General features: G+C 64.6%; 26 protein-coding genes. 17 read left to right on the top strand and 9 right to left on the bottom strand.

The genetic code is table 11. The features are described from left to right. Window positions 1-180: 180 nt before the first annotated feature. Together BRAO375_RS29430 and BRAO375_RS29425 are read right to left on the bottom strand one after the other, a co-directional pair. A complete protein-coding gene (locus BRAO375_RS29430) occupies window positions 181-741 on the bottom strand; it encodes a PQQ-dependent catabolism-associated CXXCW motif protein (protein ID WP_009031077.1) in 561 nt (186 codons plus the stop codon). Then, window positions 738-1,613 (bottom strand): substrate-binding domain-containing protein, encoded by an 876-nt coding sequence (locus BRAO375_RS29425; protein ID WP_009031076.1) that lies wholly within the window; start codon window positions 1,611-1,613, stop codon window positions 738-740. The genes BRAO375_RS29430 and BRAO375_RS29425 overlap by 4 nt, the downstream gene beginning before the upstream one ends. Before the next feature lie 161 nt (window positions 1,614-1,774). Between BRAO375_RS29425 and BRAO375_RS29420 the strand changes: the two genes are divergently transcribed. Further along, on the top strand, window positions 1,775-2,701 hold the full coding sequence (locus BRAO375_RS29420; protein WP_009031075.1) for a quinoprotein relay system zinc metallohydrolase 2: 927 nt from the start codon (window positions 1,775-1,777) through the stop codon (window positions 2,699-2,701). A 56-nt stretch (window positions 2,702-2,757) separates the two neighbouring features. Continuing rightward, window positions 2,758-3,579: a quinoprotein dehydrogenase-associated SoxYZ-like carrier gene (locus BRAO375_RS29415; RefSeq protein ID WP_009031074.1), complete on the top strand. Its 822-nt coding sequence runs from the start codon at window positions 2,758-2,760 to the stop codon at window positions 3,577-3,579. Between the two features lie 23 nt (window positions 3,580-3,602). On the opposite strand, the gene BRAO375_RS29410 is transcribed toward BRAO375_RS29415, so the two are convergent. Next, window positions 3,603-3,962: a hypothetical protein gene (locus BRAO375_RS29410; protein ID WP_009031073.1), complete on the bottom strand. Its 360-nt coding sequence runs from the start codon at window positions 3,960-3,962 to the stop codon at window positions 3,603-3,605. A gap of 86 nt (window positions 3,963-4,048) precedes the next feature. Between BRAO375_RS29410 and BRAO375_RS29405 the strand changes: the two genes are divergently transcribed. From BRAO375_RS29405 to BRAO375_RS29390, 4 genes are read left to right on the top strand one after another with little or no spacing between them, the layout of a single operon-like run. Continuing rightward, complete coding sequence (locus BRAO375_RS29405) at window positions 4,049-5,029, top strand: ABC transporter substrate-binding protein (RefSeq protein WP_009031072.1); 981 nt, start codon at window positions 4,049-4,051, stop codon at window positions 5,027-5,029. Beyond that, window positions 5,029-5,766: an ABC transporter permease gene (locus BRAO375_RS29400; protein WP_009031071.1), complete on the top strand. Its 738-nt coding sequence runs from the start codon at window positions 5,029-5,031 to the stop codon at window positions 5,764-5,766. The genes BRAO375_RS29405 and BRAO375_RS29400 overlap by 1 nt, the downstream gene beginning before the upstream one ends. After that, the gene (locus BRAO375_RS29395) at window positions 5,756-6,466 is read left to right on the top strand and encodes an ABC transporter ATP-binding protein (protein ID WP_009031070.1); all 711 of its coding nucleotides are present in this window, start codon (window positions 5,756-5,758) and stop codon (window positions 6,464-6,466) included. The genes BRAO375_RS29400 and BRAO375_RS29395 overlap by 11 nt, the downstream gene beginning before the upstream one ends. 39 nt (window positions 6,467-6,505) lie before the next feature. Continuing rightward, on the top strand, window positions 6,506-6,853 hold the full coding sequence (locus tag BRAO375_RS29390) for a hypothetical protein (protein WP_009031069.1): 348 nt from the start codon (window positions 6,506-6,508) through the stop codon (window positions 6,851-6,853). Between the two features lie 26 nt (window positions 6,854-6,879). Here the strand turns inward: BRAO375_RS29390 and BRAO375_RS29385 are convergent, their stop codons facing one another. Beyond that, window positions 6,880-7,092, bottom strand: coding sequence for a hypothetical protein (locus BRAO375_RS29385; protein ID WP_006609620.1), 213 nt, complete (start codon window positions 7,090-7,092; stop codon window positions 6,880-6,882). 202 nt (window positions 7,093-7,294) lie between these two features. On the opposite strand from BRAO375_RS29385, the gene BRAO375_RS29380 reads away from it, so the two are divergent. Continuing rightward, window positions 7,295-7,603: an EthD family reductase gene (locus BRAO375_RS29380; protein WP_009031068.1), complete on the top strand. Its 309-nt coding sequence runs from the start codon at window positions 7,295-7,297 to the stop codon at window positions 7,601-7,603. 139 nt (window positions 7,604-7,742) lie between these two features. Here BRAO375_RS29380 and pqqA read toward each other — a convergent pair whose 3' ends face one another. Together pqqA and BRAO375_RS29370 are read right to left on the bottom strand one after the other, a co-directional pair. After that, entirely contained in the window at window positions 7,743-7,823 is an 81-nt protein-coding gene (gene pqqA / locus BRAO375_RS29375) for a pyrroloquinoline quinone precursor peptide PqqA (protein ID WP_009031067.1), read from the bottom strand. A 194-nt stretch (window positions 7,824-8,017) separates the two neighbouring features. After that, window positions 8,018-8,410: a hypothetical protein gene (locus BRAO375_RS29370; RefSeq protein WP_244423365.1), complete on the bottom strand. Its 393-nt coding sequence runs from the start codon at window positions 8,408-8,410 to the stop codon at window positions 8,018-8,020. A gap of 264 nt (window positions 8,411-8,674) precedes the next feature. Between BRAO375_RS29370 and BRAO375_RS29365 the strand changes: the two genes are divergently transcribed. From BRAO375_RS29365 to BRAO375_RS29355, 3 genes are read left to right on the top strand one after another with little or no spacing between them, the layout of a single operon-like run. Further along, entirely contained in the window at window positions 8,675-10,339 is a 1,665-nt protein-coding gene (locus tag BRAO375_RS29365) for a methanol/ethanol family PQQ-dependent dehydrogenase (protein ID WP_009031065.1), read from the top strand. A 25-nt stretch (window positions 10,340-10,364) separates the two neighbouring features. Continuing rightward, on the top strand, window positions 10,365-10,706 hold the full coding sequence (locus BRAO375_RS29360) for a c-type cytochrome (protein ID WP_009031064.1): 342 nt from the start codon (window positions 10,365-10,367) through the stop codon (window positions 10,704-10,706). Next, window positions 10,706-11,641: a substrate-binding periplasmic protein gene (locus tag BRAO375_RS29355; RefSeq protein ID WP_009031063.1), complete on the top strand. Its 936-nt coding sequence runs from the start codon at window positions 10,706-10,708 to the stop codon at window positions 11,639-11,641. The genes BRAO375_RS29360 and BRAO375_RS29355 overlap by 1 nt, the downstream gene beginning before the upstream one ends. Before the next feature lie 12 nt (window positions 11,642-11,653). Here the strand turns inward: BRAO375_RS29355 and BRAO375_RS29350 are convergent, their stop codons facing one another. Further along, window positions 11,654-12,607, bottom strand: coding sequence for a helix-turn-helix domain-containing protein (locus BRAO375_RS29350; RefSeq protein WP_035642992.1), 954 nt, complete (start codon window positions 12,605-12,607; stop codon window positions 11,654-11,656). 408 nt (window positions 12,608-13,015) lie between these two features. Between BRAO375_RS29350 and xoxF5 the strand changes: the two genes are divergently transcribed. The 6 genes from xoxF5 to BRAO375_RS29320 all read left to right on the top strand — a co-directional run bounded on the left by xoxF5 (window position 13,016) and on the right by BRAO375_RS29320 (window position 20,402). After that, complete coding sequence (xoxF5, locus tag BRAO375_RS29345) at window positions 13,016-14,818, top strand: lanthanide-dependent methanol dehydrogenase XoxF5 (RefSeq protein ID WP_009031061.1); 1,803 nt, start codon at window positions 13,016-13,018, stop codon at window positions 14,816-14,818. Window positions 14,819-14,950: 132 nt separating this feature from the next. Further along, window positions 14,951-15,430: a c-type cytochrome, methanol metabolism-related gene (locus tag BRAO375_RS29340; RefSeq protein WP_009031060.1), complete on the top strand. Its 480-nt coding sequence runs from the start codon at window positions 14,951-14,953 to the stop codon at window positions 15,428-15,430. Window positions 15,431-15,496: 66 nt separating this feature from the next. Further along, window positions 15,497-16,606, top strand: coding sequence for an S-(hydroxymethyl)glutathione dehydrogenase/class III alcohol dehydrogenase (locus BRAO375_RS29335; protein WP_008960238.1), 1,110 nt, complete (start codon window positions 15,497-15,499; stop codon window positions 16,604-16,606). Window positions 16,607-16,639: 33 nt separating this feature from the next. Continuing rightward, window positions 16,640-17,203, top strand: a complete 564-nt coding sequence (gene gfa, locus BRAO375_RS29330; RefSeq protein ID WP_006609610.1) for an S-(hydroxymethyl)glutathione synthase — start codon at window positions 16,640-16,642, stop codon at window positions 17,201-17,203. A 410-nt stretch (window positions 17,204-17,613) separates the two neighbouring features. After that, window positions 17,614-18,066 (top strand): (2Fe-2S)-binding protein, encoded by a 453-nt coding sequence (locus BRAO375_RS29325; protein WP_009031059.1) that lies wholly within the window; start codon window positions 17,614-17,616, stop codon window positions 18,064-18,066. Between the two features lie 2 nt (window positions 18,067-18,068). Then, on the top strand, window positions 18,069-20,402 hold the full coding sequence (locus tag BRAO375_RS29320; RefSeq protein WP_009031058.1) for a xanthine dehydrogenase family protein molybdopterin-binding subunit: 2,334 nt from the start codon (window positions 18,069-18,071) through the stop codon (window positions 20,400-20,402). Between the two features lie 74 nt (window positions 20,403-20,476). On the opposite strand, the gene BRAO375_RS29315 is transcribed toward BRAO375_RS29320, so the two are convergent. Beyond that, window positions 20,477-20,848 carry a transposase gene (locus BRAO375_RS29315; protein ID WP_009031057.1) on the bottom strand — a complete coding sequence of 124 codons (372 nt, stop codon included), beginning with the start codon at window positions 20,846-20,848 and terminating at the stop codon, window positions 20,477-20,479. A gap of 307 nt (window positions 20,849-21,155) precedes the next feature. Here BRAO375_RS29315 and BRAO375_RS29310 point away from each other — a divergent pair, with 307 nt between their 5' ends. Further along, on the top strand, window positions 21,156-22,094 hold the full coding sequence (locus BRAO375_RS29310) for an acetamidase/formamidase family protein (RefSeq protein WP_009031056.1): 939 nt from the start codon (window positions 21,156-21,158) through the stop codon (window positions 22,092-22,094). 8 nt (window positions 22,095-22,102) lie between these two features. Here BRAO375_RS29310 and ccoG read toward each other — a convergent pair whose 3' ends face one another. After that, window positions 22,103-23,596, bottom strand: a complete 1,494-nt coding sequence (gene ccoG / locus BRAO375_RS29305; protein ID WP_009031055.1) for a cytochrome c oxidase accessory protein CcoG — start codon at window positions 23,594-23,596, stop codon at window positions 22,103-22,105. Between the last annotated feature and the right edge of the window lie 240 nt (window positions 23,597-23,836).

Here is a 23,836-nt window from a genome sequence, read left to right as displayed (position 1 = left end):
CCGCTCGCTCATCATCACGCCAGCGAAGAGGGAGCGCACTGCTGCTTCAGCATCGTCATGGCCGGGCTTGACCCGGCCATCCACGTCTTTCAACGCGGCACCACATGGATGCCCCGGACAAGCCCGGGCATGACGACCAAACTAATTGGCTGGGGTGTCAGCGGAGAGAGACGCCGGCACTCACTCCTCCAGCCGCGACTCGGGTTGCGTCTCCTTCAGCGGCAGGTCGGCGCGGGCCCAGCCGTCGGTGCCGTCGGGGTACCAGGCGACGTTGCGATAGCCGTAGGCCAGCGCGCGCTTGGCGGCATTCCAAGACATCCAGCAATCTTCGAGGCAGTAGAACACCAGCAGACGGCCGAAATCGCCGCCCGACGCCTGCGCGAGCCCGCGCTTGAGATAATCCTCCGTCCGGGCCGCGAGCACGCCATAGCCGGTGTCGGGCAGCCAGATGCTGCCGGGAATGTCGAGCCGCGGCTGCTCGCGCCACACAGTTCCGGCCGGCAGGTTCTTCGGCTTGGGCGGCCGCGGCAGCACATCGACGAACGCGGCGGACTTGTCGCGCCAGATCGCCTCGGTGTCCTTGGTCGACAGGACGCGCGCGCCGGCCAACGTCGTCGGCACCGGCGCGCGGTAGTTCTCGGTACGATAGCTGTCCGGCTCCGGCACGAGATCGTCGGCCCGCACCGCGGCGTCGATCAGCAGCACGCCTGCCAATGCCGCAGCGGTGAGCCGGCCGATCATGGCTTCGCGGCAGCCTCGGCGGTGATCAGATGATTGCTCTCGTCCAGCAGCGGCACGCCGAAATCGAGCAGGATCCTGTTGATCTCGCCCTGGTTCTCCTGGATCAGCTTGTTGAGCTGCCGCCGCCAGTTCTGATCGGCCCCGCGCACACCCATGGCGATACGATAGATCAGCTTCGGCCCGGACGTCTCCTTCACCAGCGGCGTCACATGCAGTTGCGGGCTCGCCTGCTTGGCATAATAGCCGGCCATCGGGCCCCACAGCACGCCGGCGTCGATCTCGCCGGATTTGAGATCATTGATCATCGCCTCCGCCGACGAGTCCACGCGCGTGTCGATCATCAACGGATACGGCTTGGCCGTCGTCATCAGCCCGGCCAGCGCCATGTTGGTCGCCGGCGGCGTGCCCGCCACGATGCCGATGTGCTTGCCCTTCAGCTTGGCGTCCTCCAGCGTGGTGACGTCGGCAAGATCAGAGCCGGGCTTGGTCACGATGGCGTAGGCCGTCCGGTAGTAGGGACTGGTGCTCTGCACCAGGTCATCGCCTTGCGGAAATCCCATGATGACGTCGCAGCGGTGCGAGCCGAGCGTCATACGCACGAAGCCCGTGGCCTGCGGAAAGAACGTGTAGTCGACCTTCTTCTGCAGCTTGGCGGCCAGGAAATCCGCGAGCTTGTTCTCAAAACCCTCGCCCTTCTCGTTCGAGAACGGCAGGTTGCGCGGATCGGCGCAGACCCGCAGCACCTTCGGATCGACCAGCTCGATCGACAGGTCCAGGCCGTCATTGCTTTGCGCGTAGGAGGCAGCAGGTCCGAGCAGAGTGAGGCCCGTGGCAACGGCCAGCGAGCCGACAAAAATCCAACGCTTCGTCATTCTTATTTCCATCCCTATCGAGCGCATCGAGGTATTTTTGAAAATGCTAGGCCGCCGGCCTCGCCTGCGCAACTGCTGCTGTCATCCCGAAGAGTTGACCCGATGCTGCGCCGCAACGCCGCCGGCTGGACGCACACGTCGCACGCAAGCGAGGCGAACCGATGATCAGCCGGTTGATCATCGCGATCATGACATGGGGCATGCTCGCGCTCGGCGGCGCGGTGCATGCCGAGCAGCTGGAACTCACGATCAACGAGATCGCGCCCGGTGTATTCGTCCATATCGGGCAGACAGCCTTGATGACCGCCGCCAACGAAGGCGCCATCGCCAATGTCGGCTTCATCATCGGCCGTGACTCCGTGGCCGTGATCGACACCGGCGGCAGCGTCCGTGAAGGCCGCGCGTTGCTGGCGGCGATCCGCGCCCGCACCACCAAGCCGATCCGCTACGTCATCAACACCCACGCGCACCCCGATCATGTGTTCGGCAACGCCGCCTTTGAGGCTGACGGGACGAGCTTCGTCGGCGCGAAGAACCTGCAACGCGCGATGGCGCTGCGCGGACCGCATTACATCGAGGCGTTCCGCCGCCTGATGGGCGCGGAGCTGATCGACGAGGTCCGCCTGGTGCCCCCCTCGATCGTCGTCGATGATCAGATGACGCTCGAGCTCGGCGGCCGTACGCTCACGTTGAAAGCCTGGAGCACGGCGCATAGCGACTGCGACCTGTCCATCTATGATGAGCAGAGCCGGACCTTGTTTGCCGGCGACCTCGTCTTCCTGCGTCACATCCCCGTGATGGATGGCAGCCTGCGCGGCTGGATTGCCGACATTGCGACCCTCGGTACGATGACGGCCGATCGCGTCGTGCCGGGCCATGGGCCGGTCAGCCCGTGGCCGCTGGCGCTCGCCGACGAGCGCCGCTATCTCGATGCTCTGGCTCTCGATGTTCGGGGGCTGATCAAGGCGGGCAAGCCGATCGCGGATGCGGCGGGCGCCGCCGGATCGGAGCGTGGCAAATGGGAGCTGTTCGACGACTACAATGCGCGCAACGCCACGGCGGCGTTCTCGGAAATGGAATGGGAATGAGCCCGGGGACGCGCTATGATCGTCAGCTTACCAGAACGCTTTTGGAGGACTGCGCCATGACCCGGCTCCGCCTGCCGTCCACATTGCTTCTCGGCGCCTGCCTCGCGCTTGCTTTCGCACCTGCGAAGGCCGCCGAGGCGTACGATCCCTGGCCGGGACTGGTACAGGACATCTTCAGCAACAAGCCGATGCAGGACGGCAGCAACGTTCTGTCGATCGAGATGCCGACGCGGGCTGAGGATGCCTCGGTCGTCCCGGTCACCCTGCGCAGCAAGCTCTCACCGGCGGACGAGCGCCGCATCAAGACGATCACCCTGGTAATCGACCAGAACCCCGCGCCGATGGCCGCCAAGTTCACGCTCGGCGCTGATGCCAACGTGACGGCGATATCGACCCGAGTCCGCGTCAACAACTACACGGATGTGCATGCCGTCGCCGAGCTCACAGATGGCCAGCTCTATGTGGTCAAGACGTTCGTCAAGGCGTCCGGCGGCTGCTCCGCCCCGGCGGCGAAGAATCCAGACGAGGCCAAGGCCCGCATCGGCCAGATGCGCTACCGGCAGTTCACGCAAGGCAGCGATGGCGCCAGCAGCGGCATCCGCGAGGCGCAGGTGATGGTCGGGCATCCCAACAATTCCGGGCTGCAGATGGACCAGCTGACGCAGCTCTATATCCCCGCCTTCTTCATCGACCAGCTGACATTGTCGCAGGACGGCAAACTGGTCCTGTCGGTCGAAGGCGGCATCTCGATCTCGGAGGATCCCAACATCCGCTTCACCTATGTGTCGAACGGCGCCAAGCATTTCCGCGCCGAGGCGCGGGATACACAGGGCCATGTGTTCGAGCACGAATGGCCCACGGAGGGATCAGGCACCTGATGCAGAGGCCGGGCCGCGAGGCGTCAGAAACATCTCACTTCGGCTTCGGCCTGGGCGCGGCGGAGATCGTTGAGCGCGTTGGCGGCCTGCTCGGAGGTGCGGAACTGGGTGCCGAGGTTGCTCTTCACCTGGGACATGCTGAGCACGGTTTCCGCCGTGACATAGCGGTCGTACGGAATGATCGAGGCGATCACGTCGATCGAGCAGGAGCATTGCGAGATCGCCTGGCGCGTTTCGCCATTGGCCTTCATGCAGCCAAACACGTATTCGGCGCGCGCCGAGGTCGGATAGTCGTTGAGATCCTCGGCGCGAACCGTACCAGCCAGCGCGGTTACGGCAACGAAGGTGGCGACAATCGGTCCTACCGGAACAGCGCAACGCATGACAGTCCTCCACGGCATCGCAGTCCAGGCTATGCTAAGGGAATGAGGCTGAAAAGAACACATCTCGAGGAAACGCAATCGTGCCCATGACCCAGCTCGGTCGTTTGTTGATCGCAGTCCTCGCCTGTGTGGTCCTGCCGGTCGCGGTCTCTCACGCCGCCGAGACCGTGAAGGTTGCGGTGCAGAAAACCGGTACCTTTGCCTGGGAGCTGGCGGTCATCCGCGCGCATCAGCTCGACAAGCAGGCGGATATCGCGATCGACGCGGTCGAGCTCGCAAGCCCCGAGGCCGGCAAGATCGCGCTGCGGGCGGGCAACGCCGACATCATGGTATCGGATTGGCTGTGGGTGTCGCGCGAGCGCGCGCTCGGCGCCAAGCTGACCTTCTATCCCTACTCCAGCGCGCTCGGCGCCGTGATGGTACCGGCCGCTTCGCCGATGAAGACGCTTGCCGATCTCAAGGGGCGCAAGCTCGCGGTGGCTGGCGGGCCGCTCGACAAGAGCTGGCTGCTGCTGCAGGCCGCGCTCAAGCGCGACGGCGTCGAGCTGAAGTCGCAGGCGACCATCACCTATGGCGCGCCGCCGCTGCTCGCTGCCAAGCTTGCGGACGGCGAGATGGATGCCGGCTTGAACTACTGGAATTTCTGCGCGGCGCTGGAAGCAAAGGGTTTCCGCCGCCTCGCCGGCATCGAGGATATCCTGCCTGGCTTCGGCGCCAAGGGCCGTACCGCGATGATCGGCTATGTGTTCGACGAGGACTGGGCCGCCAAGCATCGCGACCTCGTCAGCCGCTTCTTGTCGGTCACCGCCAAGGCCAAGGAGATCCTGGCGACGTCGGACGCCGACTGGCAGACGATCGCGCCGCTGACCGGCGCGCCGGACGAAGCCACTTTGCGCGCCTATCGCGACCGCTACCGCGAGGGCATTCCGCGCCGCTCCGTGGCCGAAGAAGAGGCGGACGCCCGCATTCTCTATGGCGTGCTCGCCTCGATCGGCGGACGCGATCTGGTCGGCCCCGCCGCGGAGCTCAGCCCCGGCACCTACTACAGGGCGGATGCGAGGGATTAGTGCTGCGGCTGTTGTCCTTCGCGCTTCTGCTGGCCACCTGGTGGGTGGCCGCGACCATCGCCGGCAGCGCCAAGCTGCCGCCGCCGTCGGCCGTTCTGGCAGTCGCCGTCGCGGAAGCAAAATCCGGCGCGCTGTTCCTGCATCTCGGCGCGACGCTGGCCCGCGTGGCGCTGGCCTTCACGCTGTCGATGGCGATCGGCTCGGCGCTCGGCTATTGGATGGGCCGCAGCCGGCTCGCCAACCGCCTCGGCGATCCCTGGCTGATCCTTCTGCTCAATTTGCCGGCGCTGGTGGTGATCGTGCTCGCCTATATCTGGGCCGGCCTCACCGAAGTCGCGGCCATCGCGGCGATTGCGATCAACAAGCTGCCGACCGCCGTCGTCACCTTGCGCGAGGGGGCCCGCGCGCTCGATCCGTCGCTCGATGAGATGGCGAAGGTGTTCGCCTTCCCGCGCGGCCGCATCCTGCGCCACGTGCTGCTGCCACAGCTCGCACCCTATATTGCGGCGGCCGCGCGCTCCGGCCTGTCGCTGGTGTGGAAGATCGTGCTGGTCGCCGAGCTGCTCGGGCGTCCAAACGGCATCGGCTTCGAGATCGGCGTCGCCTTCCAGCTGTTCGACATCCCGCTGCTGCTCGCCTACTCGCTCAGCTTTGCCGCCGTCGTGCTGGTGATCGAAGCCGTTCTCGTGCAGCCGTTCGAGCAGCGCGCATCAAGGTGGCGGCTCCGTGCGGCTTGAGGTCGACATCCGCTCCAAGAGCTACACGAGCGCCAATGGCAAGCGCCAGGACGTGATATCCGGCATTGCTTTCACGCTCGAGCGCGGCGAACTTGGCGTCGTCGTGGGCCCCTCCGGCTGCGGCAAGAGCACGATGATGCGGATCCTCGCCGGCCTGGACAACGACTACGAGGGGCGCGTGTCACAGCCGGAAGGCGCGCGGCTCGCGATGGTGTTCCAGGAGCCGCGCCTGCTGCCCTGGCGCTCCGTTGAGGAGAATGTCCGGCTGGCGGCGCCCGAGGTAGCCGACGACCGGCTGGCGGCAATCTTCGGCGTGCTGGAGCTCGATGCTCATCGCAGCCATTTTCCTGGCGAACTGTCGCTCGGCCTCGCCCGCCGCGTCGCGCTGGCTCGGGCGTTTGCGGTCGAGCCGGATTTCCTGATTCTCGACGAACCCCTGGCCTCGCTCGACGACGCCCTCGCCGCAAGGCTGCGCGACGAGATCGCGACGCTGGTGGCGTCCAGGCCGATGATTACGCTGCTCGTGACGCACAGCATGGATGATGCGGCGCGGCTCGGCGACCGCATCTTCTTGCTCTCCTCCCGCCCGGCCCGCCTGCTGCGCGCCATGCCGATCAGCGTGCCGCGCGGCGAGCGCAGCGAGGAGACCGTGGCCGCCATCAGGGCTGATCTGGCGCGGCGGGATTTTTCCGTGTCATAGTCATGGCAATCAATGGACAACAGAACCCAGGGAAACGCCATGAGATCCGCCCTCGCCGCAATCGCGATCGCTCTGTCAGCCCTGCCGATCGCCGCCTCCGCGCAGGGCAAGGGCATCCGGCTATGGAATCTGACCAGCGCGACGATGACCGGCTTCCAGTTGTCGCCCGCCGGCCAGAACAGCTGGGGCCCGAACCAGACGCTGAACGACAAGGACAAGGAGCTCGATCATGACGAGCGGCTGAAGCTCAGCGGAGTCGAGCCGGGCCGCTACGATGCCAAAGTGAGCTATGCCGGGGATCGGCAGTGCATCGTTCGCGACCTCGACATCAGGGCGGATGCCGTGGTTTCGGTGGCCGACAAGGATCTCAAGGACTGTACGAAGTAGACCGCGAGCAGACTAGGCCGACCGCCTCAAGCCTTGTCGTTGCTGTGCGGATACTCGCAACGCCACCGCACCGCAGTCCATTTCGGGTGCTCGCCGATCCATTGGGCGATGTAGGGCGGCGCCTTCATCGCGCATTGCTGCAGCGATGCGCCGCCGTCGGCGAACACGAGGTGCTGCTCCTCGCAGGTGGTGGGAGACAGCACCGCACAGACGGTGATGACGAGATCGATGGGGCTCATGGCTCGGTATCCCTGGGCAAGGCCGGAAGCAGAGTACCTGAAACTACGACGTCCGGCTGCATCGGTTTCTGTTTGCGCCGCATTTTCTGCAGCGGAACCTGAACTGGGAGTCGGGAGGTTCTGGCGCTTGATCCGAGCCGGCAGATCGGCTGCAATGGGTACCGGTCGATCGACCTCAGAAAGACGAATGCGGAGGAAGCAGATGCCCAAGGTTCTCGTACTCTACAAGACCCCCAAGAGCGCCGAGGCGTTCGACAAGCACTACATGAACGTCCACGTGCCGCTGGCGAAGAAGATTCCGGGGTTGAAGTCTTACGACATCAGCCGTGGCCCGGTGAACGGACCGGCGGGGCCGACCAACATCCACCTCGTTGCCACGCTGGTGTTCGATTCGATGCAGGACCTGCAGGCCGGCATGGGCTCGGCGGAAGGCAAGGCGGCGGCCGGAGATCTGCCGAACTTCGCGGACGGTGGTGTCGACCTGTATATCTTCGACACCCAGAATGTCTGACCGGGATGTCTGACCGGGATGTCTGACCGGCGCCGCGAAATCTAGGCGCACGGCCGGACGAAAATGGATCTGCCAAGAATGGATCTGCCAAGTCACCGGCGAACTGATCGCTCGCGGCAACTTGGCAGATCTCTACCGCTTACTTGCGCGCCGCGCAGGCGTACATGTTGATTTCCATGCCCACCGGCACTTCGACGATCTTCGGTGTCTTCCAGGCCATCTCAAGCTCCCAAGTTCTGACTATCATTGCCTGGCGCGTCACGCGCGCCGACCTCGAAGCTAGGGCCACGCCGGATCGAACGCAAGACTCGACGGCCGGGAGCATTTCCTGGCTGCGATGGATCAGCCCAGCGAAACCGCTCCTGTCGACCGACCACGTTCCGCCTCAATCACGAGCTTCGCAACTGCGACCACTCACGCGCCACCCGGCTGCACATAACAGAACACATAGCGGTTGCGGCTCAGGAAGATCACGCCGTGACCGGTTGGATTTCCCTTGTCCCACTTCAGCTTGTGATCCGGAACTTCGATTTCCGTACCGACATCGATGTGCGGCCGCCCACGCGGCTCGTCGGGACGATCGTCAGTAATGGTCACATAGGTCTTGCCGTCGCGGACATGGATCTCGTCGGCAAAATAGGCATCTGCTTCGCCGCAGCAGGACGCCGTCGGCACATCCGGCTGCATCAACGCCTCGTACCATTGGCGCAATGCAGGATCGACCGCTCCCCATTGGCCGAGATCGCGCGCACTCGCACTCACCCAAAGGCAACACAGCATGCCGAGCCAAAGGATGGTTCGTCTCATCCGTCTACTCCTCTGTTGATCCCGACATGCTGCAGTGAAGCAATGTTCATGCCGCAAAGCAGCATGAAAAAGGTGTCATCATGCCAACTGCAAACATCTTGCTATGACAAGGACTTGGCTCGGCCCCTGCCGTCGCGCGGGAAAACATCCCTGGTCCTGCGACGACGACCGCCCACCTTTTCATATTGACGCTTCCCGAATCTGAGCGGAGTGTTGTTCCCGCAGCGTCAGGATAGGCGCGCATAAAAATCTTGGAGGAAATGAATGAAGCGGATCGCGCTGGCCGCAGGCCTCGCTATTCTTGCATCACACGGTGCGAGCGCGCAGAGCGCCGATCAGTTGGTCAAGGGTGCAACTGATACGGCGAACGTTCTCAACTACGGCATGGGCTACAATCTGCAGCGGTTCAGCACGCTCACGCAGATCAACAAGGACAATGCCAAAAACCTCGTCCCGGTCTGGAACTACAGCTTCGCCGATGATCGCAGCGAGGAGTCGCAGCCGCTGATCTACCAGGGCGTTCTCTATGTCACGACGCATAATGCGACGATGGCCGTCGACGCCAAGACCGGCAAGCAGATCTGGAAGAGCAAGATCGAGTATCCCGCGGAGACCCCGCGCGTGGTCTGCTGCGGCATCATCAACCGCGGCGCTGCGCTTTACGACGGCAAGGTGTTCCGTACGACGCTCGATGCCAACGTGATCGCGCTGGATGCCAAGACCGGCAAGGAGCTGTGGCGTCAGAAGGCCGCCGACATCAAGGAAGGCTATTCGATGACCGTCGCGCCGCTGGTCGCCGACGGCGTCGTGCTCACCGGCATCTCCGGCGCCGAATTCGGCACCCGCGGCTTCATCGACGGCTGGGATCCAGCGACGGGCAAGCATCTGTGGCGCACGCACACCGTCCCAACTCCGGATGAACCCGGCGGCGACACCTGGAAGGGCGACACCTGGAAGCTCGGCGGCGGCTCGACCTGGATCACCGGCTCCTACGATCCCGAGCAGAACACCGTGTTCTGGGGCGTCGGCAATCCCGGCCCGTTCAATGCGGCGGTGCGTCCCGGCGACAACCTCTACACCTGCTCGGTGCTCGCGCTCGATCCGAAGACCGGCAAGATGAAGTGGCACTTCCAGTTCTCGCCGAACAATCCGTTCGACTATGACGCTGTCGCGGAGATGGTGCTTGCCGACATGAATGTCGAAGGCAAGCCCACCAAGGTGCTGATGAACGCCAACCGCAACGGCTTCTTCTACGTGCTCGACCGCACCAACGGCAAGCTGCTGGCAGCCAATCCCTATGTGAAGGTCAATTGGGCCTCCAGCATCGATCTGAAGACCGGCAAGCCGGTCGAGACCGATGTCACGCGTGACGCGCGCGAGGGCAAGAAGGTCACGGTCTATCCGTCGATTCTCGGCGGCAAGAACTGGCAGCCGATGTCGTTCAACCCGCAGACCGGCTTGGCTTACGCCAACACGCTCGTGTTCGGCGGCCACTACAAGACCGAGCCCGCGACCTACAAGGCCGGCGAGTGGTACCTCGGCATGGACCTGACGGATCTCTGGGATTGGCCGGAAGGTCCGCGCGGTCAGCTCAAGGCCATCGATCCGATGACCGGCAAGACCAAGTGGGAGCAGCCGAGCGACATTCCGCGCTTCTCCGGCGTGCTGTCGACCGCGGGCGGCGTGGTGTTCTCGGGCAAGCTGACCGGCGAGTTCGAAGCGTTCGACGCGGACAGCGGCAAGAAGCTGTGGCAGTTCCAGACCGGCTCCGGCATCGAAGGCCAGCCCGTCACCTGGCAGCAGGACGGCGTGCAATATGTCGCCGTGACCTCCGGCTACGGCGGCGTCTACTCGCTGTTCTCCGGTGACGAGCGCCTCGCCAATGTTCCGGCGGGCGGCTCGCTCTGGGTCTTCGCGGTCAAGAACTGAGTTCGGATTGCCCGTGAAGCAGAAGATGTTCATGAAAACGGCGGCGACAATCGCCGCCGTCGCTGCGACATCGGCCGTGCTGTCCACGGCCGCCGTCGCTCAACAGCAGGACGGCACCGCCGCACACAATGCGATCGACCTGGGCAAGACGACCTTCGCTCAGAAGTGCTCGCATTGCCATGGCCCTAACATGGTGAATTCCGGCACCGTCACCCCGGACCTCCGCAGGTTTCCGGACGATCAGCCGCGCTTCGTGACCACCGTGAAGCAGGGCAAGAACGGCCGCATGCCGCCGTGGGGGGACATTCTCAGCGATGATGAGATCACCGCGCTCTGGGCCTATGTCTCAAGCCGGAGAGCGCAATGATGCGCCGCCTCGCGTGTTGGGCTGTCGCCTTGCTGATGGCGACGGCGTCGTCGGCGGCCCAGGCCGCTGACGAGGTCCTGCGCATTTGCCTGGACGAAAATCTCCCTCCCCTGTCGGTCCATCATCGCGGCAAGCCCGGCAGCGGATTTGACGTTCTGCTCGGTCAGGCCATCGCGGACCGCCTCGGCAAGAAGCTCGAAATTCAATGGTTCGAAAGCAAGCTCGACGAAGATTCGAGCCCGGCACTCGAGGCCAACGCCCTGCTCTCCGACGGTCGGTGCTCGCTCGTGGCAAGCTACGCCTTCACACAGGACGGGCTGGTCGCGCCCGGCGTCAAAACGGCCAAGCTGCCGGATTTCGATGGCGCGACGCGTGACGATCGCAGGCGGCGCATTCCTTTGGGCGCGCTGACGCCGAGCAAGCCTTACATGTTCTCGACGCTGACGGTCGTTCTCGGACCCGACGCGAAACAGCGTCAGATCCGCGACATCGGCGACCTCGCCGGTCTCCGGCTCGCGATCGAGAGCGGCACGCTGGCCGACGCGATCCTGATGACCTTCGACAAAGGCCGCCTGATCGACGACATCACGCACCTCATTCCGGCGCGGGATGACCTTCTGGGCGCACTCGAACAAGGCAAATTCGATGCGACATTGCTCGACAGCCGACGCTTCGACGCGTATCGCGCCGCTCATCCGGATAGCAAGCTCGCGCCCTCTGGCTATAGCTATCCGATCGGCGTGAACCGGGGTTATGTCGGGCTGTCCAGTTCAGCCGACTTGCTCGCGTCCGTCGACAGGGTGCTCGCCGATCTTCATGCCTCAGGAACTCTGACGGATCTCGCTCGCTCGGCCGGCCTGACCTATCTCCCGCCGCGTGAGCCCGTCATTCTCGGCGATGCATTTCAGAAGATCATCCGGAGTGGCGCGCGCTAGCGCCGCTCCGCTTCAATCGGCGCGAGCTGCGATCTTGTGGACCGACGACGGAACGACGCCGAAATACTTGCGGAACACGCGGCTGAAGTGTGACGAGCTCGAAAAGCCCCAGGAGAACGCGACGTCGGTGATCGTCTTGCCGCTCTGCGTCTCCAGCTCCTGACGGCAGTGCTGCAGCCGGGCACGCCAGATATAGTCGCTCACCGTCATGCCACGGTCACTGAACACCATGTGGAGATAACGCTTGGTGCATCCCAAGGCGGCCGAGATCTGGTCGATGCAGAGATCGGGATCGCGAAGGTGCTCGCGAATGAAGGCCTGCGCGCGGACGTAGACGGCTTCCGGGCCCGCGCGGTCGAGCATGCGGTCCGCTTCACGCAACGGCAGCAGCAACAAATCGATCAGCGATTCGGCAACGCCGGCGGCCGAGTTCGGGGTTAGCCGGGTCGCCTCATCGAAAGCAGAATGTGTCACGTCGTGCGCAATGCGGCCGGTACCGCTCCGCGCCGACAGCTTGTAAGCCGGCATCTTCTCCGACCGGAAGCCGCGCTCCTGCAGCAGTTCCTTCGGCACAATCACGACGTCATGACGCGTCAGCGCCGGGCTGATGATCGTGTGCGGCGTCGACACATCGTAAGCGAGGCAATCACCGGGACCAATCTCGATCTGGCGACCGTCCTGCTCGAAATAGGAGATGCCATAGGTCTGGAACAGAATCTTGATGTAGGGATGCGCCACCTTCTGTGCGCGCGCATATGTATGCGCGATCCGGTGCTGGCTCGCCTCGATCTGACACAGCTTCAGACGAGAGACCGTGGTGAAATTGATGCGCCCCTCGAACGAGGCGCCCTCCAGCGGATCGACATCGAAACGTCCGCAGAGATCGGTCAGTGCATCTGACCAACGCTGGATCTGGCTCTTGGGTGAGAACCCCGAGGTGGTAAGCGAGCGGATCGTATCGGACATCTTCATCCACCGATTCAAGATCGAGACGCAACGGGTCCGCCGCAGGACGGCGGATGAGAGTGCTGGCAGATTACTCCGATTTTAAGGCCGCGATATCCCTTGCGACGCATCAGTTCCATAAAACGCCCGCGACGATCCTCCGCCTTCATCACTGTAAGGTCAAGAAAAACATCAACCTTCGGTGGAACCCTCGTGCTGCAAATTGATGCTACGCAGCAAGAACACGTCTGATGTTGCGGACCAGCAAAGCAAATTCTCCTTCAAAAACTTCTCTTCGCTTCACTCTTGAGCAAGCTCTTTTCTCTTTTGGGCAAGTTTCCCGATCCGGAAGTGGATAATCAATGATGCCGAAAACGAATACTGGGCCGCGTTGATGCGGAACCTCAGTTGAACCCGGGAGGAAAGACGATGCGAAGAGTGCTACTCGCAACCTGTCTGACGTCAGTCGCGGCGCTTGCCGCGGGTGGCGCATTTGCCAGCGAAGAGCTGGTCAAGATGTCGGCCAACCCGAAGGACTGGGTGATGCCGGCCGGCGACTACGCCAACACGCGCTACTCCAAGCTCAACCAGATCAATGCCCAGAACGTCGGCAAGTTGCAGGTCGCATGGACCTTCTCCACCGGCGTGCTGCGCGGCCACGAAGGTGGACCGCTCATCGTCGGCAACATGATGTATGTGCATACGCCGTTCCCGAACAAGGTGTATGCGCTCGATCTGGCCAACGACAACAAGATCGTCTGGAAGTACGAACCCAAGCAGGACCCGAACGTCATTCCTGTGATGTGCTGCGATACGGTGAATCGCGGCGTCGCCTACGGCGACGGCAAGATCTTCCTGCATCAGGCCGACGACAAGCTCGTCGCGATCGACGCCAAGACCGGCCAGCATGTCTGGACCGCCGTCAACGGCGATCCGAGCAAGGGCCAGACCGGCACCTCGGCCCCGCTCGTGGTGAAGGACAAGGTCCTGGTCGGCACATCGGGCGGCGAGTTCGGCGTCCAGTGCAGCATGACCGCTTATGACATCAAGAGCGGCAAGCAGGTCTGGAAGGCCTACTCGGAAGGTCCGGACGACCAGATCCTGTTCGACGCGAACACCACCGCTCTCGGCAAGCCGGTCGGCAAGGACTCGAGCCTCAAGACCTGGCAGGGCGATCAGTGGAAGACCGGCGGCGGCTGCACCTGGGGCTGGGTCTCCTACGATCCGCAGCTCGACATGGTGTATTACGGCTCGGGCAACCCCTCGACCTGGAATCCGAAGCAGCGTCCGGGCGACAACAAATGGTCGATGACGATCTTCGCGCGCAACGCCGACACCGGCGTGGCGAAGTGGGTCTACCAGATGACGCCCCACGACGAGTGGGACTATGACGGCGTCAACGAGATGATCCTGTCGGACCAGTCGATCAACGGCCAGCCGCGCAAGCTGCTGACGCACTTCGATCGTAACGGCCTCGCCTACACGATGGATCGTGCCAGCGGCGAGCTGCTGGTCGCCGAGAAGTACGACCCGAAGGTGAACTGGACCTCCGGCGTCGACATGGACAAGAACTCGGCGACTTACGGCCGTCCGAAGGTTGTCGATCAGTACTCGACCGACAAGCAGGGCGAGGACGTCAACACCAAGGGCATCTGCCCGGCCGCGCTCGGCACCAAGGACGAGCAGCCGGCGGCCTACTCGCCGGACACGCAGCTGTTCTACGTGCCGACCAACCATGTCTGCATGGACTACGAGCCCTTCAAGGTGAGCTACACCGCAGGTCAGCCCTATGTCGGCGCGACCCTGTCGATGTACCCGCCCCAGGGTGAGACCCATATGGGCAACTTCATCGCCTGGGACGGCAAGACCGGCAAGATCGCCTGGTCGAACAAGGAGCCGTTCTCGGTGTGGTCGGGTGCGCTCGCAACGGCCGGCGGCGTCGTGTTCTACGGCACGCTGGAAGGCTATCTGAAGGCGGTCGATGCCAAGACGGGCAAGGAGCTCTACAAGTTCAAGACTCCGTCCGGCATCATCGGCAACGTCACGACCTATGAGGCGGGCGGCAAGCAGTACGTCGCCGTGCTCTCGGGTGTCGGTGGCTGGGCCGGCATCGGTCTCGCGGCGGGCTTGACCGATCCGACGGCTGGTCTCGGCGCGGTCGGCGGCTATGCGGCACTGAGCAACTACACCGCTCTCGGCGGCGCGCTCACCGTGTTCTCGCTGCCGCAGTAAGCCAGGTCCTCTGCTCCGGCGCATGGATGTCCTCCATGCGCCGGTTCGCCTTCCCCAAAAAATTAAGGGAAAACGCCCTTGCGTAGAATCTGGTTTACGGTCGCCACGGCTCTGATCCTGGCAACCGCCGGGATGACTGTCGCCCAAACTGCCCGGGCCGAGGGCCCCGGAGATCCGACGGCCGTCAAGTCTGAGGATGGGAAGTACTTCGATAAGGACGGCATTCCGACCTACAAGGTGGGCGCCGACGGAACGGTCGACTGGTACACCTACTCCGGATACCGCCGCTATCATTCCGAATGCCATGTCTGCCACGGCCCGGACGGGATGGGATCGACCTATGCGCCTGCGCTCAAGGACTCGGTCAAGACCATGAGCTACGGCGATTTCATCGGGACCATCGCCAGCGGCCGCAAGAATGTCAGCACGGCCCAGGAGAACGTCATGCCGGCTTTTGGCGACAATCCGAACGTCGCCTGCTACATGGACGACCTCTACATCTACTTGCGCGCCCGCGGCAATGACGCGGTGGGTCGCGTCCGCCCGGCCAAGCATGAGGACAAGCCGCCAGCCTATACGGAAGCGGAGAACTCCTGCATGGGCAAGAAATGATTGACGATGAAGGCCGCGCTCTGGGCAGGGTCGCGGCCTCGAGAGACTGAAACAGGAGTTTGAGACATGAAGACGCGCGCCGCGGTCGCTTTCGAAGCCAAGAAACCGCTGGAGATCGTCGAGGTCGACCTCGAAGGGCCGAAGGCCGGCGAGGTGCTGGTCGAGATCAAGGCGACCGGCATCTGCCACACCGATGCCTACACGCTCGACGGTTTCGACAGCGAAGGCATCTTCCCCTCGATCCTCGGCCATGAGGGCGCCGGCATCGTGCGCGAGGTCGGCCCCGGCGTGACCTCGGTCAAGCCCGGCGACCACGTGATTCCGCTCTACACACCGGAATGCCGCCAGTGCAAGAGCTGCCTCAGCCGCAAGACCAATCTCTGCACCGCGATCCGCGCCACCCAGGGTAAGGGCCTGATGCCCGACGGCACCTCGCGCTTCAGCTACAAGGGCCAGACCATCTACCACTACATGGGCTGCTCGACCTTCGCCAACCACACGGTGTTGCCGGAGATCGCGGTCGCCAAGATTCGCGAGGACGCGCCGTTCGACAAGAGCTGCTACATCGGCTGCGGCGTCACCACCGGCGTCGGCGCCGTCGTCAACACCGCGAAGGTCACGCCCGGCTCCAACGTCGTCATTTTCGGCCTCGGCGGTATCGGTCTGAACGTGATCCAGGGCGCGCGGATGGCGGGTGCCGACAAGATCATCGGCGTCGACATCAACGACAGCAAGGAGGAATGGGGCCGCCGTTTCGGCATGACCCATTTCGTCAACCCGAAGAAGGTGACCGGCGATATCGTCCAGCATCTGGTCGCGCTCACCGACGGCGGCGCCGACTACACCTTCGACTGCACCGGCAACACCACGGTGATGCGCCAGGCGCTGGAAGCCTGCCACCGCGGCTGGGGCGAATCGATCATCATCGGTGTCGCCGAGGCCGGCAAGGAGATCGCGACCCGTCCATTCCAGCTCGTCACCGGACGCGTCTGGAAGGGCACGGCGTTCGGCGGCGCGCGCGGGCGCACCGATGTCCCCAAGATCGTCGACTGGTACATGAACGGGAAGATCGAAATCGACCCGATGATCACCCACACGCTGAAGCTCGAAGACATCAACAAGGGCTTCGACCTGATGCATGAGGGCAAATCGATCCGTTCCGTCGTCGTGTTCTGACCCGAGCCACGCAAAACTGAGGAGGATTGCGCCATGACTGTCCACATTCACCCGTCCGTTGATAACGGCGTCAAACAGGGAAGCGGCCACTTCGCCGGCGGCACCCTGGTCTGCAAGTGCCACGACCGGCCGGTGAAGGTCGGCATCACCGGCGACGTCGCGCACAACCACGCGTGCGGCTGCACCAAGTGCTGGAAGCCGTCGGGCGCAACCTTCTCGGTCGTGGCTGTCGTGCCGCGCCAGAACGTCACCGTTCTGGAGAACGGCGACAAGCTGAAGATCGTCGATCCCGCCGCCGTCATCCAGCGCTACGCCTGCACCGGCTGCGGCACGCACATGTATGGCCGGATCGAGAACACGGGCCATCCGTTCTACGGCCTCGACTTCATCCATCCCGAGCTGTTCCAGGAGCAGGGCTCGGCGGCCCCCGGCTTTGCCGCCTTCGTCTCCTCGGTGATCGAATCGGGCGTGAAGCCGGAGCAGATGGGCGAGATCCGCGCGCGGCTGAAGGAACTGGGGCTCGAGCCCTATGACTGCCTTTCGCCGCCGCTGATGGATGCGATTGCCACCCACGTGGCGAAAGCAAAGGCGGCCTGACAGCCGCAGCGTACCAAGCGTAACGACTGAAGCGTTCCTTCCTGAAGACTTGGTGCCTCGCCTGCCTTCGCGCCGGCGAGGCATTCTTTCTTTGTGCCGAGATTTTTCTGTCGACCTTCTTTGTATCGGCATTCTGTCAGCCGCGCCATTTTGCCGCGCCATCCGAAGCCACACAGATCCGCCTGCGCTGCCACGCCGGCAACATTTGCAACGCAGCGCGTTTGCGGCTGTCGAGGACGCTCCTGCAACACACGCGGCTGTGTACACCGGCAGCGGTCGCGGTCTGCTAGCATGGAATGTCTTCCGACAACTCTCAATTGATCCGGCGCGTGCATCCAGACATGTGGTCCCGCGCGCGTCCACCAACGATCAGAACCAACGACCATTGGTCCGACAAAGCGAGGGCGAACATGATCAAGGTGAAAATCAACGGACAGGAGCAGAGCTGGGATGGCGATCCGAGCCTGCCGCTGCTGTGGTACCTGCGCGACGAGCTGGGACTGACCGGCTCGAAATATGGCTGCGGCCAGGCGCTGTGCGGCGCCTGTACCGTGATGGTCGACAAGGAGGCCGCGCGCTCCTGCATCACATCGCTCTCGGATGTGGCAGGCCGCGAGGTCACGACCATCGAGGGCCTGCATCCGACCGGCGACCATCCGGTGCAGAAGGCGTGGCGGCAGGTCAACGTGCCGCAATGCGGCTTCTGCCAGGCCGGGCAGATCATGCAGGCGGCCGCGCTGCTCAACCAGAACCCGAAGCCGTCGCATGATCAGATCCGGGACGCGATGTCCGGCAACATCTGCCGCTGCGGCTGCTATCAGCGCATCGAGAATGCGGTCCATCTGGCCTCGACGGGGGTGTGATCATGAGCATCATCGAAAATCCAGACGTCGTGAACTCGGCTTCGCGCCGTGGCTTCGAGCGGCACCTGAAGGTCGAGAACGTCTCGCGCCGCGCCATCCTGCAGACACTCGGACTTGCCGGCGGCTTCGTGCTCGCCGCTCCCCTGCTGTCCCGCCCGGCTTTCGCCGCCTATGAGACCGGCGCCGGCAAGATGCCGCACGGCACCGTGGTCGATCCCAAGGTCTTCGTGTCGATCGCGCCCGACGGCATCGTCTCGATCCTCGCGCATCGCTCCGAGATGGGTACGGGCGTGCGCACCAGCCTGCCGCTGATCGTGGCGGAGGAAATGGAAGCCGACTGGTCGAAGGTCCGCGTCGTGCAGGCGCCCGGCGACGAGGTGAAGTTCGGCAACCAGGACACCGACGGCTCGCGCAGCACGCGGCACTATCTGCTGCCGATGCGCCAGATCGGCGCGATGGCCCGAAGCATGCTCGAGGCCGCGGCGGCGAAGCGCTGGAGCGTGCCCGCGAGCGAGGTGAAGGCGGTCAACCACGAGGTCGTGCACAGCGCCAGCGGGAAGCGGCTGGGCTTCGGCGATCTCGCGGCCGATGCCGCCAGCCAGCCGGTGCCTGCAGTCGACACCATCAAGCTGAAGTCGCCGAAGGACTTCCGCTATCTCGGCAAGGGCCAGGTCAGCATCGTCGACCTGCGTGACATCACGGTCGGCAAGGCCCGCTACGGCGCCGACGTTCGCCTGCCCGGCATGAAATACGCCGTCATCGCCCGGCCGCCCGTGACCGGCGGCAAGGTCAAGTCGTTCGATCCCGCCGAGGCGCTGAAGGTCTCGGGCGTCGAGAAAGTGCTCGAGGTCAAGGGCTGGCCCTGGCCGTCGAAGTTCCAGCCGCTCGGCGGTGTCGCGGTGATCGCGCGTAACACCGGAGCTGCGATCAAGGGCCGCGACGCCCTGAAGGTCGAATGGGACGACGGCCCCAACGCGGCCTACGACTCGGTCGCCTATCGCGCGGAGCTCGAAGCCGCCGCGCGCCAGCCGGGCCTCGTCGTCCGTCAGGAGGGCGATGCCGATGGCGCGCTGAAGTCGGCCGACAAGGTGATCACCGGCGAGTACTACCTGCCGCACTTCGCCCACGCCAGCATGGAGCCGCCGGTTGCGATCGCCGACGTCAAGGGCGACAAGGCCGAAATCTGGGCGCCGGTGCAGAGTCCCGGCGGCACCCGCGAGGATGTCGCCAAGACGCTGCAGATCCCGCCGGAGAACGTGACCGTCAACGTCACGCTGCTCGGCGGCGGCTTCGGCCGCAAATCGAAGTGCGACTTCGTGCTCGAGGCCGCCCTGCTCTCCAAGGAGCTGGGCGCGCCGGTGAAGGTGCAGTGGACGCGTGACGACGACATCCAGCACGACTTCCTGCACACGGTCTCGGTCGAGCGCATCGAGGCCGGGCTCGACAAGAGCGGCAAGGTCGTCGCCTGGCGCCACCGCAGCGTGGCGCCGACCATCCTGTCGACCTTTGCGGCCGGTGCCGACCACGCTGCGCCGTTCGAGCTCGGCATGGGCCTCGTCGACATGCCGTTCGAGATCGCCAACATCCAATGCGAGAACCCCGCCGCCAAGGCGATGACCCGCATCGGCTGGTTCCGCTCGGTCTCGAACATTCCGCGCGCCTTCGCCGTGCAGTCGATGGTCGGCGAGATCGCGCATGCCACGGGACGCGACCAGAAGGACATGCTGCTCGAGCTGATCGGCAGTCCGCGTGTGCTGAAGCTCGCTTCGGTGAAGGATCTCTGGAACTACGGCGAGCCCTATGAGAGCTACCCGATCGATACCGGGCGGCTGCGCCGTGTCGTCGAGTTCGTCGCCGAGAAGGGCAATTGGGGCCGCAGCGTTCCCAAGGGCCACGGCCTCGGCATCGCCGCGCATCGCAGCTTCGTCAGCTACATCGCCACCATCGTGGAGGTGTCGGTCGACGACAAGGGCAAGCTGACCGTGCATCAGGTCGACAGTGCCATCGACTGCGGTGTGTTCGTCAACCCGGAGCGCATCGCCTCGCAGCTCGAAGGCGCGGCGATCATGGGGCTGAGCCTCGCCAAATATGGCGAGATCAGCTTCAAGAACGGCCGGGTGCAGCAGCGCAACTTCGATGACCACCAAGTGGTCCGCATCGACGAGGCGCCGCTGATCACCAACGTGCACATCGTGCCGGCCGACGCCGAGACGCCGCCGAGCGGCGTCGGCGAACCGGGCGTGCCGCCATTCGCGCCGGCGCTCGCCAACGCGATCTTTGCCGCCACCGGCAAGCGCCTGCGCGCGCTGCCGATCGGCAATCAGCTCGCGACCTGAGCGCGACGCCACGACGACGACCTCATCGGCCGGAGTGATCCGGCCGATGATTGCTTCCGCAGAGGAGTGATGAGCTAGCGGCCGTAGCGCACCGAGGCATAGCGACCGATCACGGCGCCACGTCCCTGCCCGGGCGCACCGGCCACACCGTGCGGCGTACTGCCGCAATCCTGGCGCAGCGCCGCTGGCGCAGGCTTGGCGGTGTTTGCAGGCGGCTGGCCTTCGACGAGCTTGGTCACCAGCGAACGCAGCCGCTGGTTCTCGATCTCCAGCTCCTTCAGATGACGCAGCGCTGGACTGGTGAGACCGCCATAGCGCTGGCGCCAGCGATAGAAGGTGCGCAGCGACACGCCGGCCGTGCTGCAAATTTCGGCAATCGGAACGCCCGACTCCGCCTCGCAAAGCAGGACCAAAATCTCGTGCTCGGTGTGCAGGGAACGTCGCATGCTCACAGACCCCTACGCGGCCAATCCTGGCATTCTCGCATGAATTCCATGAGCTTGGTAGAGCGCCGCCGCATCGACCTCGCGACCGCGCGCCGCATGTGTCGGTGTCGATAGCGACCGGTCGCGGCGGTAATGGCGGGTAGAGACCTGGCGGCACCTCGCCATCAATTGGCAAAATTGACACCCGCGCCCGAAGCCGATCCGATCTGCCGGCGGTGTGAGCAAGGTTGAACAGATTTTGGCATTGCCCGCTGTCAGAACCTGTCTTGAAATCAGCGCGACGACCCGAGCCCCACGGAGCCAGCCCATGTCCAAACGCCACGAGATCCCTGCGACGCATGAGAGCATGGTGTGGGGCTATCTCGACAGCACCACGCCGCCGGTGCTGGAGGTCGCCTCCGGCGACACGGTGACGCTGCATTCGTTTCCGGCGGGCGGCAAGGAGACGTTGCCGGAGGACCGCAGCATCGTGCCGCCAGCCTATCTCACCGCCCTCGACACCATGATCCAGGGACCGGGGCCGCATTTCATCACCGGCCCGGTCTATGTGAAGGGCGCGCAGCCGGGCGATACGCTGCAGGTGGATATCCTCAGCTGCAAGGTCAGCCAGGACTGGGGCTTCGTCTCGATCCTGCCGCTGCTCGGCACCCTGCCCGACGAGTTCACGGACTACGAGACGATCCATCCGAAGGTCCATCACGAGCGCCAGGTCTGCATCATGCCCTGGGGGACCGAGATCGCGCTCGATCCGTTCTTCGGCATCATCGCGACAGCTCCGCCGCCGGCGTGGGGGCGGTGCGGGTCGCCGGTGCCGCGCAGCTTTGGCGGCAACATGGACAACAAGGAGCTGCGGCCCGGCACCACGCTGTATCTGCCCGTCTTCAACGAGGGCGCGCTGTTCTTCGCCGGCGACGGCCACGGCGTGCAGGGCGACGGCGAGGTCTGCATCACCGCGCTCGAGACCGGCGTCAGCGGCACCTTCCGGCTGACCGTCCGCAAGGACATGGACATCACCTGGCCGTTCGCCGAGAACGCCACGCATCTGATGTCGATCGGCCTCGACGAGGATCTCGACGACGCCGCCAAGCAGGCGACCCGCGAGATGGTCAAGCATGTCTGCGCCCGCACCAATCTGTCGCGCAACCAGGCCTACATGCTGTGCTCGCTGGCCGGCAATCTGCGCGTCACCCAGCTGGTCGACGGCAACAAGGGCATCCACATGCTGCTGCCGAAGGCTTATCTGTAGTCCCTCCTCTACCGGTTGACGAAGCGGTCGTGCGCGGTCAGCACGACCTGCCCGGCGGCATCGACCGCCTGGAATGTGACGTCGGCATCCGCAGGTTCGGGCATCGTCAGCGTGACGCGCAGCGTCTCCGAACCGTCCGGCTCGACCTCGATCGCATCCGCCGCGGCATGGCCGACGATCGCGAGTGCCGCATCGGCGCCGCTGATCGCGAGCTTGAAGCTCTGCACGGCCGAGGACTTGTTGAGCAGCTTCACCGTATAGGCATTGCGCACCGAGCCGTCCGACAGCCTTACCGACATCGGATCCCGGTCGTGCTGAACCGACAACACGGCGGTGGTCTTGGTGACGAATGAAACCGCGATCACGCCGGCCAGCGCCACGCAGGCGAGCGCCAGCCCGATCGTCTTTGGCCGCAGCAGGCGGGACACGCGCGGCTCGCCCGCGCGGCCACGTTCGATGTTGCTCCAGCTCTCGTAGTCGATCAGGCCGCGCGGCCGGTCGAGCTTGGCCATCACGCCGTCGCAGGCATCGACGCACAGGCCGCAATTGATGCAGGCAAAGTTCGGCCCCTGGCGGATGTCGATGCCGATCGGGCACACCGCGACGCAGCCGCCGCAATCGACGCAGTCGCCGGCCGGCTCGCCCAGCGCACGCGCCTCGGCCGCCTTCTTGGCCGACATCCTGATCTCGCCGCGATAGTCGCGGTAGTTCACGGTAAAGGCCTCGGGATCCCAGATCGCGCCCTGCAGGCGCGGCCACGGGCACATGAAGGTGCAGACCTGCTCGCGCGCGAAGCCGGCCAGGCCGTAGGTCGTGCCGGCAAACACCAGCGTCCAGGTCAATGCGGTCGCCGACATCTCGCCGTGGGCGAGATCGCGCAGCAGCTCCGGCGCGTCGGTGAAGTAGAAGATCAGCGTGCCGCCGGTGAGAAGCGCGATCATCATCCATAGCACGTGCTTGGTGGCGATCTGCGCGACGCGCCTCGCGGTCAGCGGCGCGCCGATGTTCTTCAGCCGCTGCCGGCGGTCGCCTTCGACGAGGCGCTCGACCAGCAGGAACAGGTCGGTCCACACCGTCTGCGGACAGGCGAAGCCGCACCACAGTCGGCCGGCCAGCGCGTTGACCAGCACCAGGATCAACGTCGCCAGCAGCATCGCCGCGGTGATGAGATAGAGATCCTGCGGCCAGATCTCGGCCGGGCCGAGATAGAGCTTGCCGTGGGCGAAATCGAGCAGCACGGCCTGGTCGGGCGCGTTGGCGCCGCGGTTCCAGCGGATGAAGGGCGTGACGTAGTAGACCGAGAGCGTGAGCGCCAGGATCAGCCATTTGAGGCGGCGAATCGGACCCTTGACGCCTTGTGGAACCACCGGGCCGCCAGCCTTACGCGGGGATCGCGCCGGCTTGCGGACGGGCGCCTCGCGCTGAGCCGAGGACTGGCTTTGGCCCCGCTCCTGCGCCATGCGGCGCGTCCTGGCGTGATCGATCTCGATGGTGATGGCCACGGCTGCCCTCGTTCGCTTGCCTGTTGCGGGCGACGATAGGCGACGGTGTCCGGCGGCTCTTTGTCGGCCCACAAACTTGCGAACGGCTGGCAGCCGCTGTTTGCGCGGGAACAACGATGGCGGGCGGCTCGCGGGCGATAAGGAGCGCGGCGCCGCGAGCGCCATGGCGGCAGGTCCAGCATCCGGAGGGATGGCTGCGGCTGCCGCCCTTTGGGATCACCGCACGCGCGGCGACGCTCG

The sequence above is a fragment of the Bradyrhizobium sp. ORS 375 genome (genome assembly GCF_000239775.1).
Taxonomy (GTDB): domain Bacteria; phylum Pseudomonadota; class Alphaproteobacteria; order Rhizobiales; family Xanthobacteraceae; genus Bradyrhizobium.
The sequence above is the reverse complement of the archived record's forward strand: the minus strand, read 5'-3'. Positions and strand labels throughout refer to the sequence as shown.

Excerpts from the sequence above, each read along its gene's own strand:
- BRAO375_RS29430 (WP_009031077.1), bottom strand. The coding sequence starts at position 741 with ATGATCGGCCGGCTCACCGCTGCGGCATTGGCAGGCGTGCTGCTGATC.
- BRAO375_RS29425 (WP_009031076.1), bottom strand. The coding sequence starts at position 1,613 with ATGACGAAGCGTTGGATTTTTGTCGGCTCGCTGGCCGTTGCCACGGGC.
- BRAO375_RS29420 (WP_009031075.1), top strand. The coding sequence starts at position 1,775 with ATGATCAGCCGGTTGATCATCGCGATCATGACATGGGGCATGCTCGCG.
- BRAO375_RS29415 (WP_009031074.1), top strand. The coding sequence starts at position 2,758 with ATGACCCGGCTCCGCCTGCCGTCCACATTGCTTCTCGGCGCCTGCCTC.
- BRAO375_RS29410 (WP_009031073.1), bottom strand. The coding sequence starts at position 3,962 with ATGCGTTGCGCTGTTCCGGTAGGACCGATTGTCGCCACCTTCGTTGCC.
- BRAO375_RS29405 (WP_009031072.1), top strand. The coding sequence starts at position 4,049 with ATGACCCAGCTCGGTCGTTTGTTGATCGCAGTCCTCGCCTGTGTGGTC.
- BRAO375_RS29390 (WP_009031069.1), top strand. The coding sequence starts at position 6,506 with ATGAGATCCGCCCTCGCCGCAATCGCGATCGCTCTGTCAGCCCTGCCG.
- BRAO375_RS29385 (WP_006609620.1), bottom strand. The coding sequence starts at position 7,092 with ATGAGCCCCATCGATCTCGTCATCACCGTCTGTGCGGTGCTGTCTCCC.
- BRAO375_RS29380 (WP_009031068.1), top strand. The coding sequence starts at position 7,295 with ATGCCCAAGGTTCTCGTACTCTACAAGACCCCCAAGAGCGCCGAGGCG.
- pqqA (WP_009031067.1), bottom strand. The coding sequence starts at position 7,823 with ATGGCCTGGAAGACACCGAAGATCGTCGAAGTGCCGGTGGGCATGGAA.
- BRAO375_RS29370 (WP_244423365.1), bottom strand. The coding sequence starts at position 8,410 with ATGAGACGAACCATCCTTTGGCTCGGCATGCTGTGTTGCCTTTGGGTG.
- BRAO375_RS29365 (WP_009031065.1), top strand. The coding sequence starts at position 8,675 with ATGAAGCGGATCGCGCTGGCCGCAGGCCTCGCTATTCTTGCATCACAC.
- BRAO375_RS29360 (WP_009031064.1), top strand. The coding sequence starts at position 10,365 with ATGTTCATGAAAACGGCGGCGACAATCGCCGCCGTCGCTGCGACATCG.
- BRAO375_RS29355 (WP_009031063.1), top strand. The coding sequence starts at position 10,706 with ATGCGCCGCCTCGCGTGTTGGGCTGTCGCCTTGCTGATGGCGACGGCG.
- BRAO375_RS29350 (WP_035642992.1), bottom strand. The coding sequence starts at position 12,607 with ATGTCCGATACGATCCGCTCGCTTACCACCTCGGGGTTCTCACCCAAG.
- xoxF5 (WP_009031061.1), top strand. The coding sequence starts at position 13,016 with ATGCGAAGAGTGCTACTCGCAACCTGTCTGACGTCAGTCGCGGCGCTT.
- BRAO375_RS29340 (WP_009031060.1), top strand. The coding sequence starts at position 14,951 with ATGACTGTCGCCCAAACTGCCCGGGCCGAGGGCCCCGGAGATCCGACG.
- BRAO375_RS29335 (WP_008960238.1), top strand. The coding sequence starts at position 15,497 with ATGAAGACGCGCGCCGCGGTCGCTTTCGAAGCCAAGAAACCGCTGGAG.
- gfa (WP_006609610.1), top strand. The coding sequence starts at position 16,640 with ATGACTGTCCACATTCACCCGTCCGTTGATAACGGCGTCAAACAGGGA.
- BRAO375_RS29325 (WP_009031059.1), top strand. The coding sequence starts at position 17,614 with ATGATCAAGGTGAAAATCAACGGACAGGAGCAGAGCTGGGATGGCGAT.
- BRAO375_RS29320 (WP_009031058.1), top strand. The coding sequence starts at position 18,069 with ATGAGCATCATCGAAAATCCAGACGTCGTGAACTCGGCTTCGCGCCGT.
- BRAO375_RS29315 (WP_009031057.1), bottom strand. The coding sequence starts at position 20,848 with ATGCGACGTTCCCTGCACACCGAGCACGAGATTTTGGTCCTGCTTTGC.
- BRAO375_RS29310 (WP_009031056.1), top strand. The coding sequence starts at position 21,156 with ATGTCCAAACGCCACGAGATCCCTGCGACGCATGAGAGCATGGTGTGG.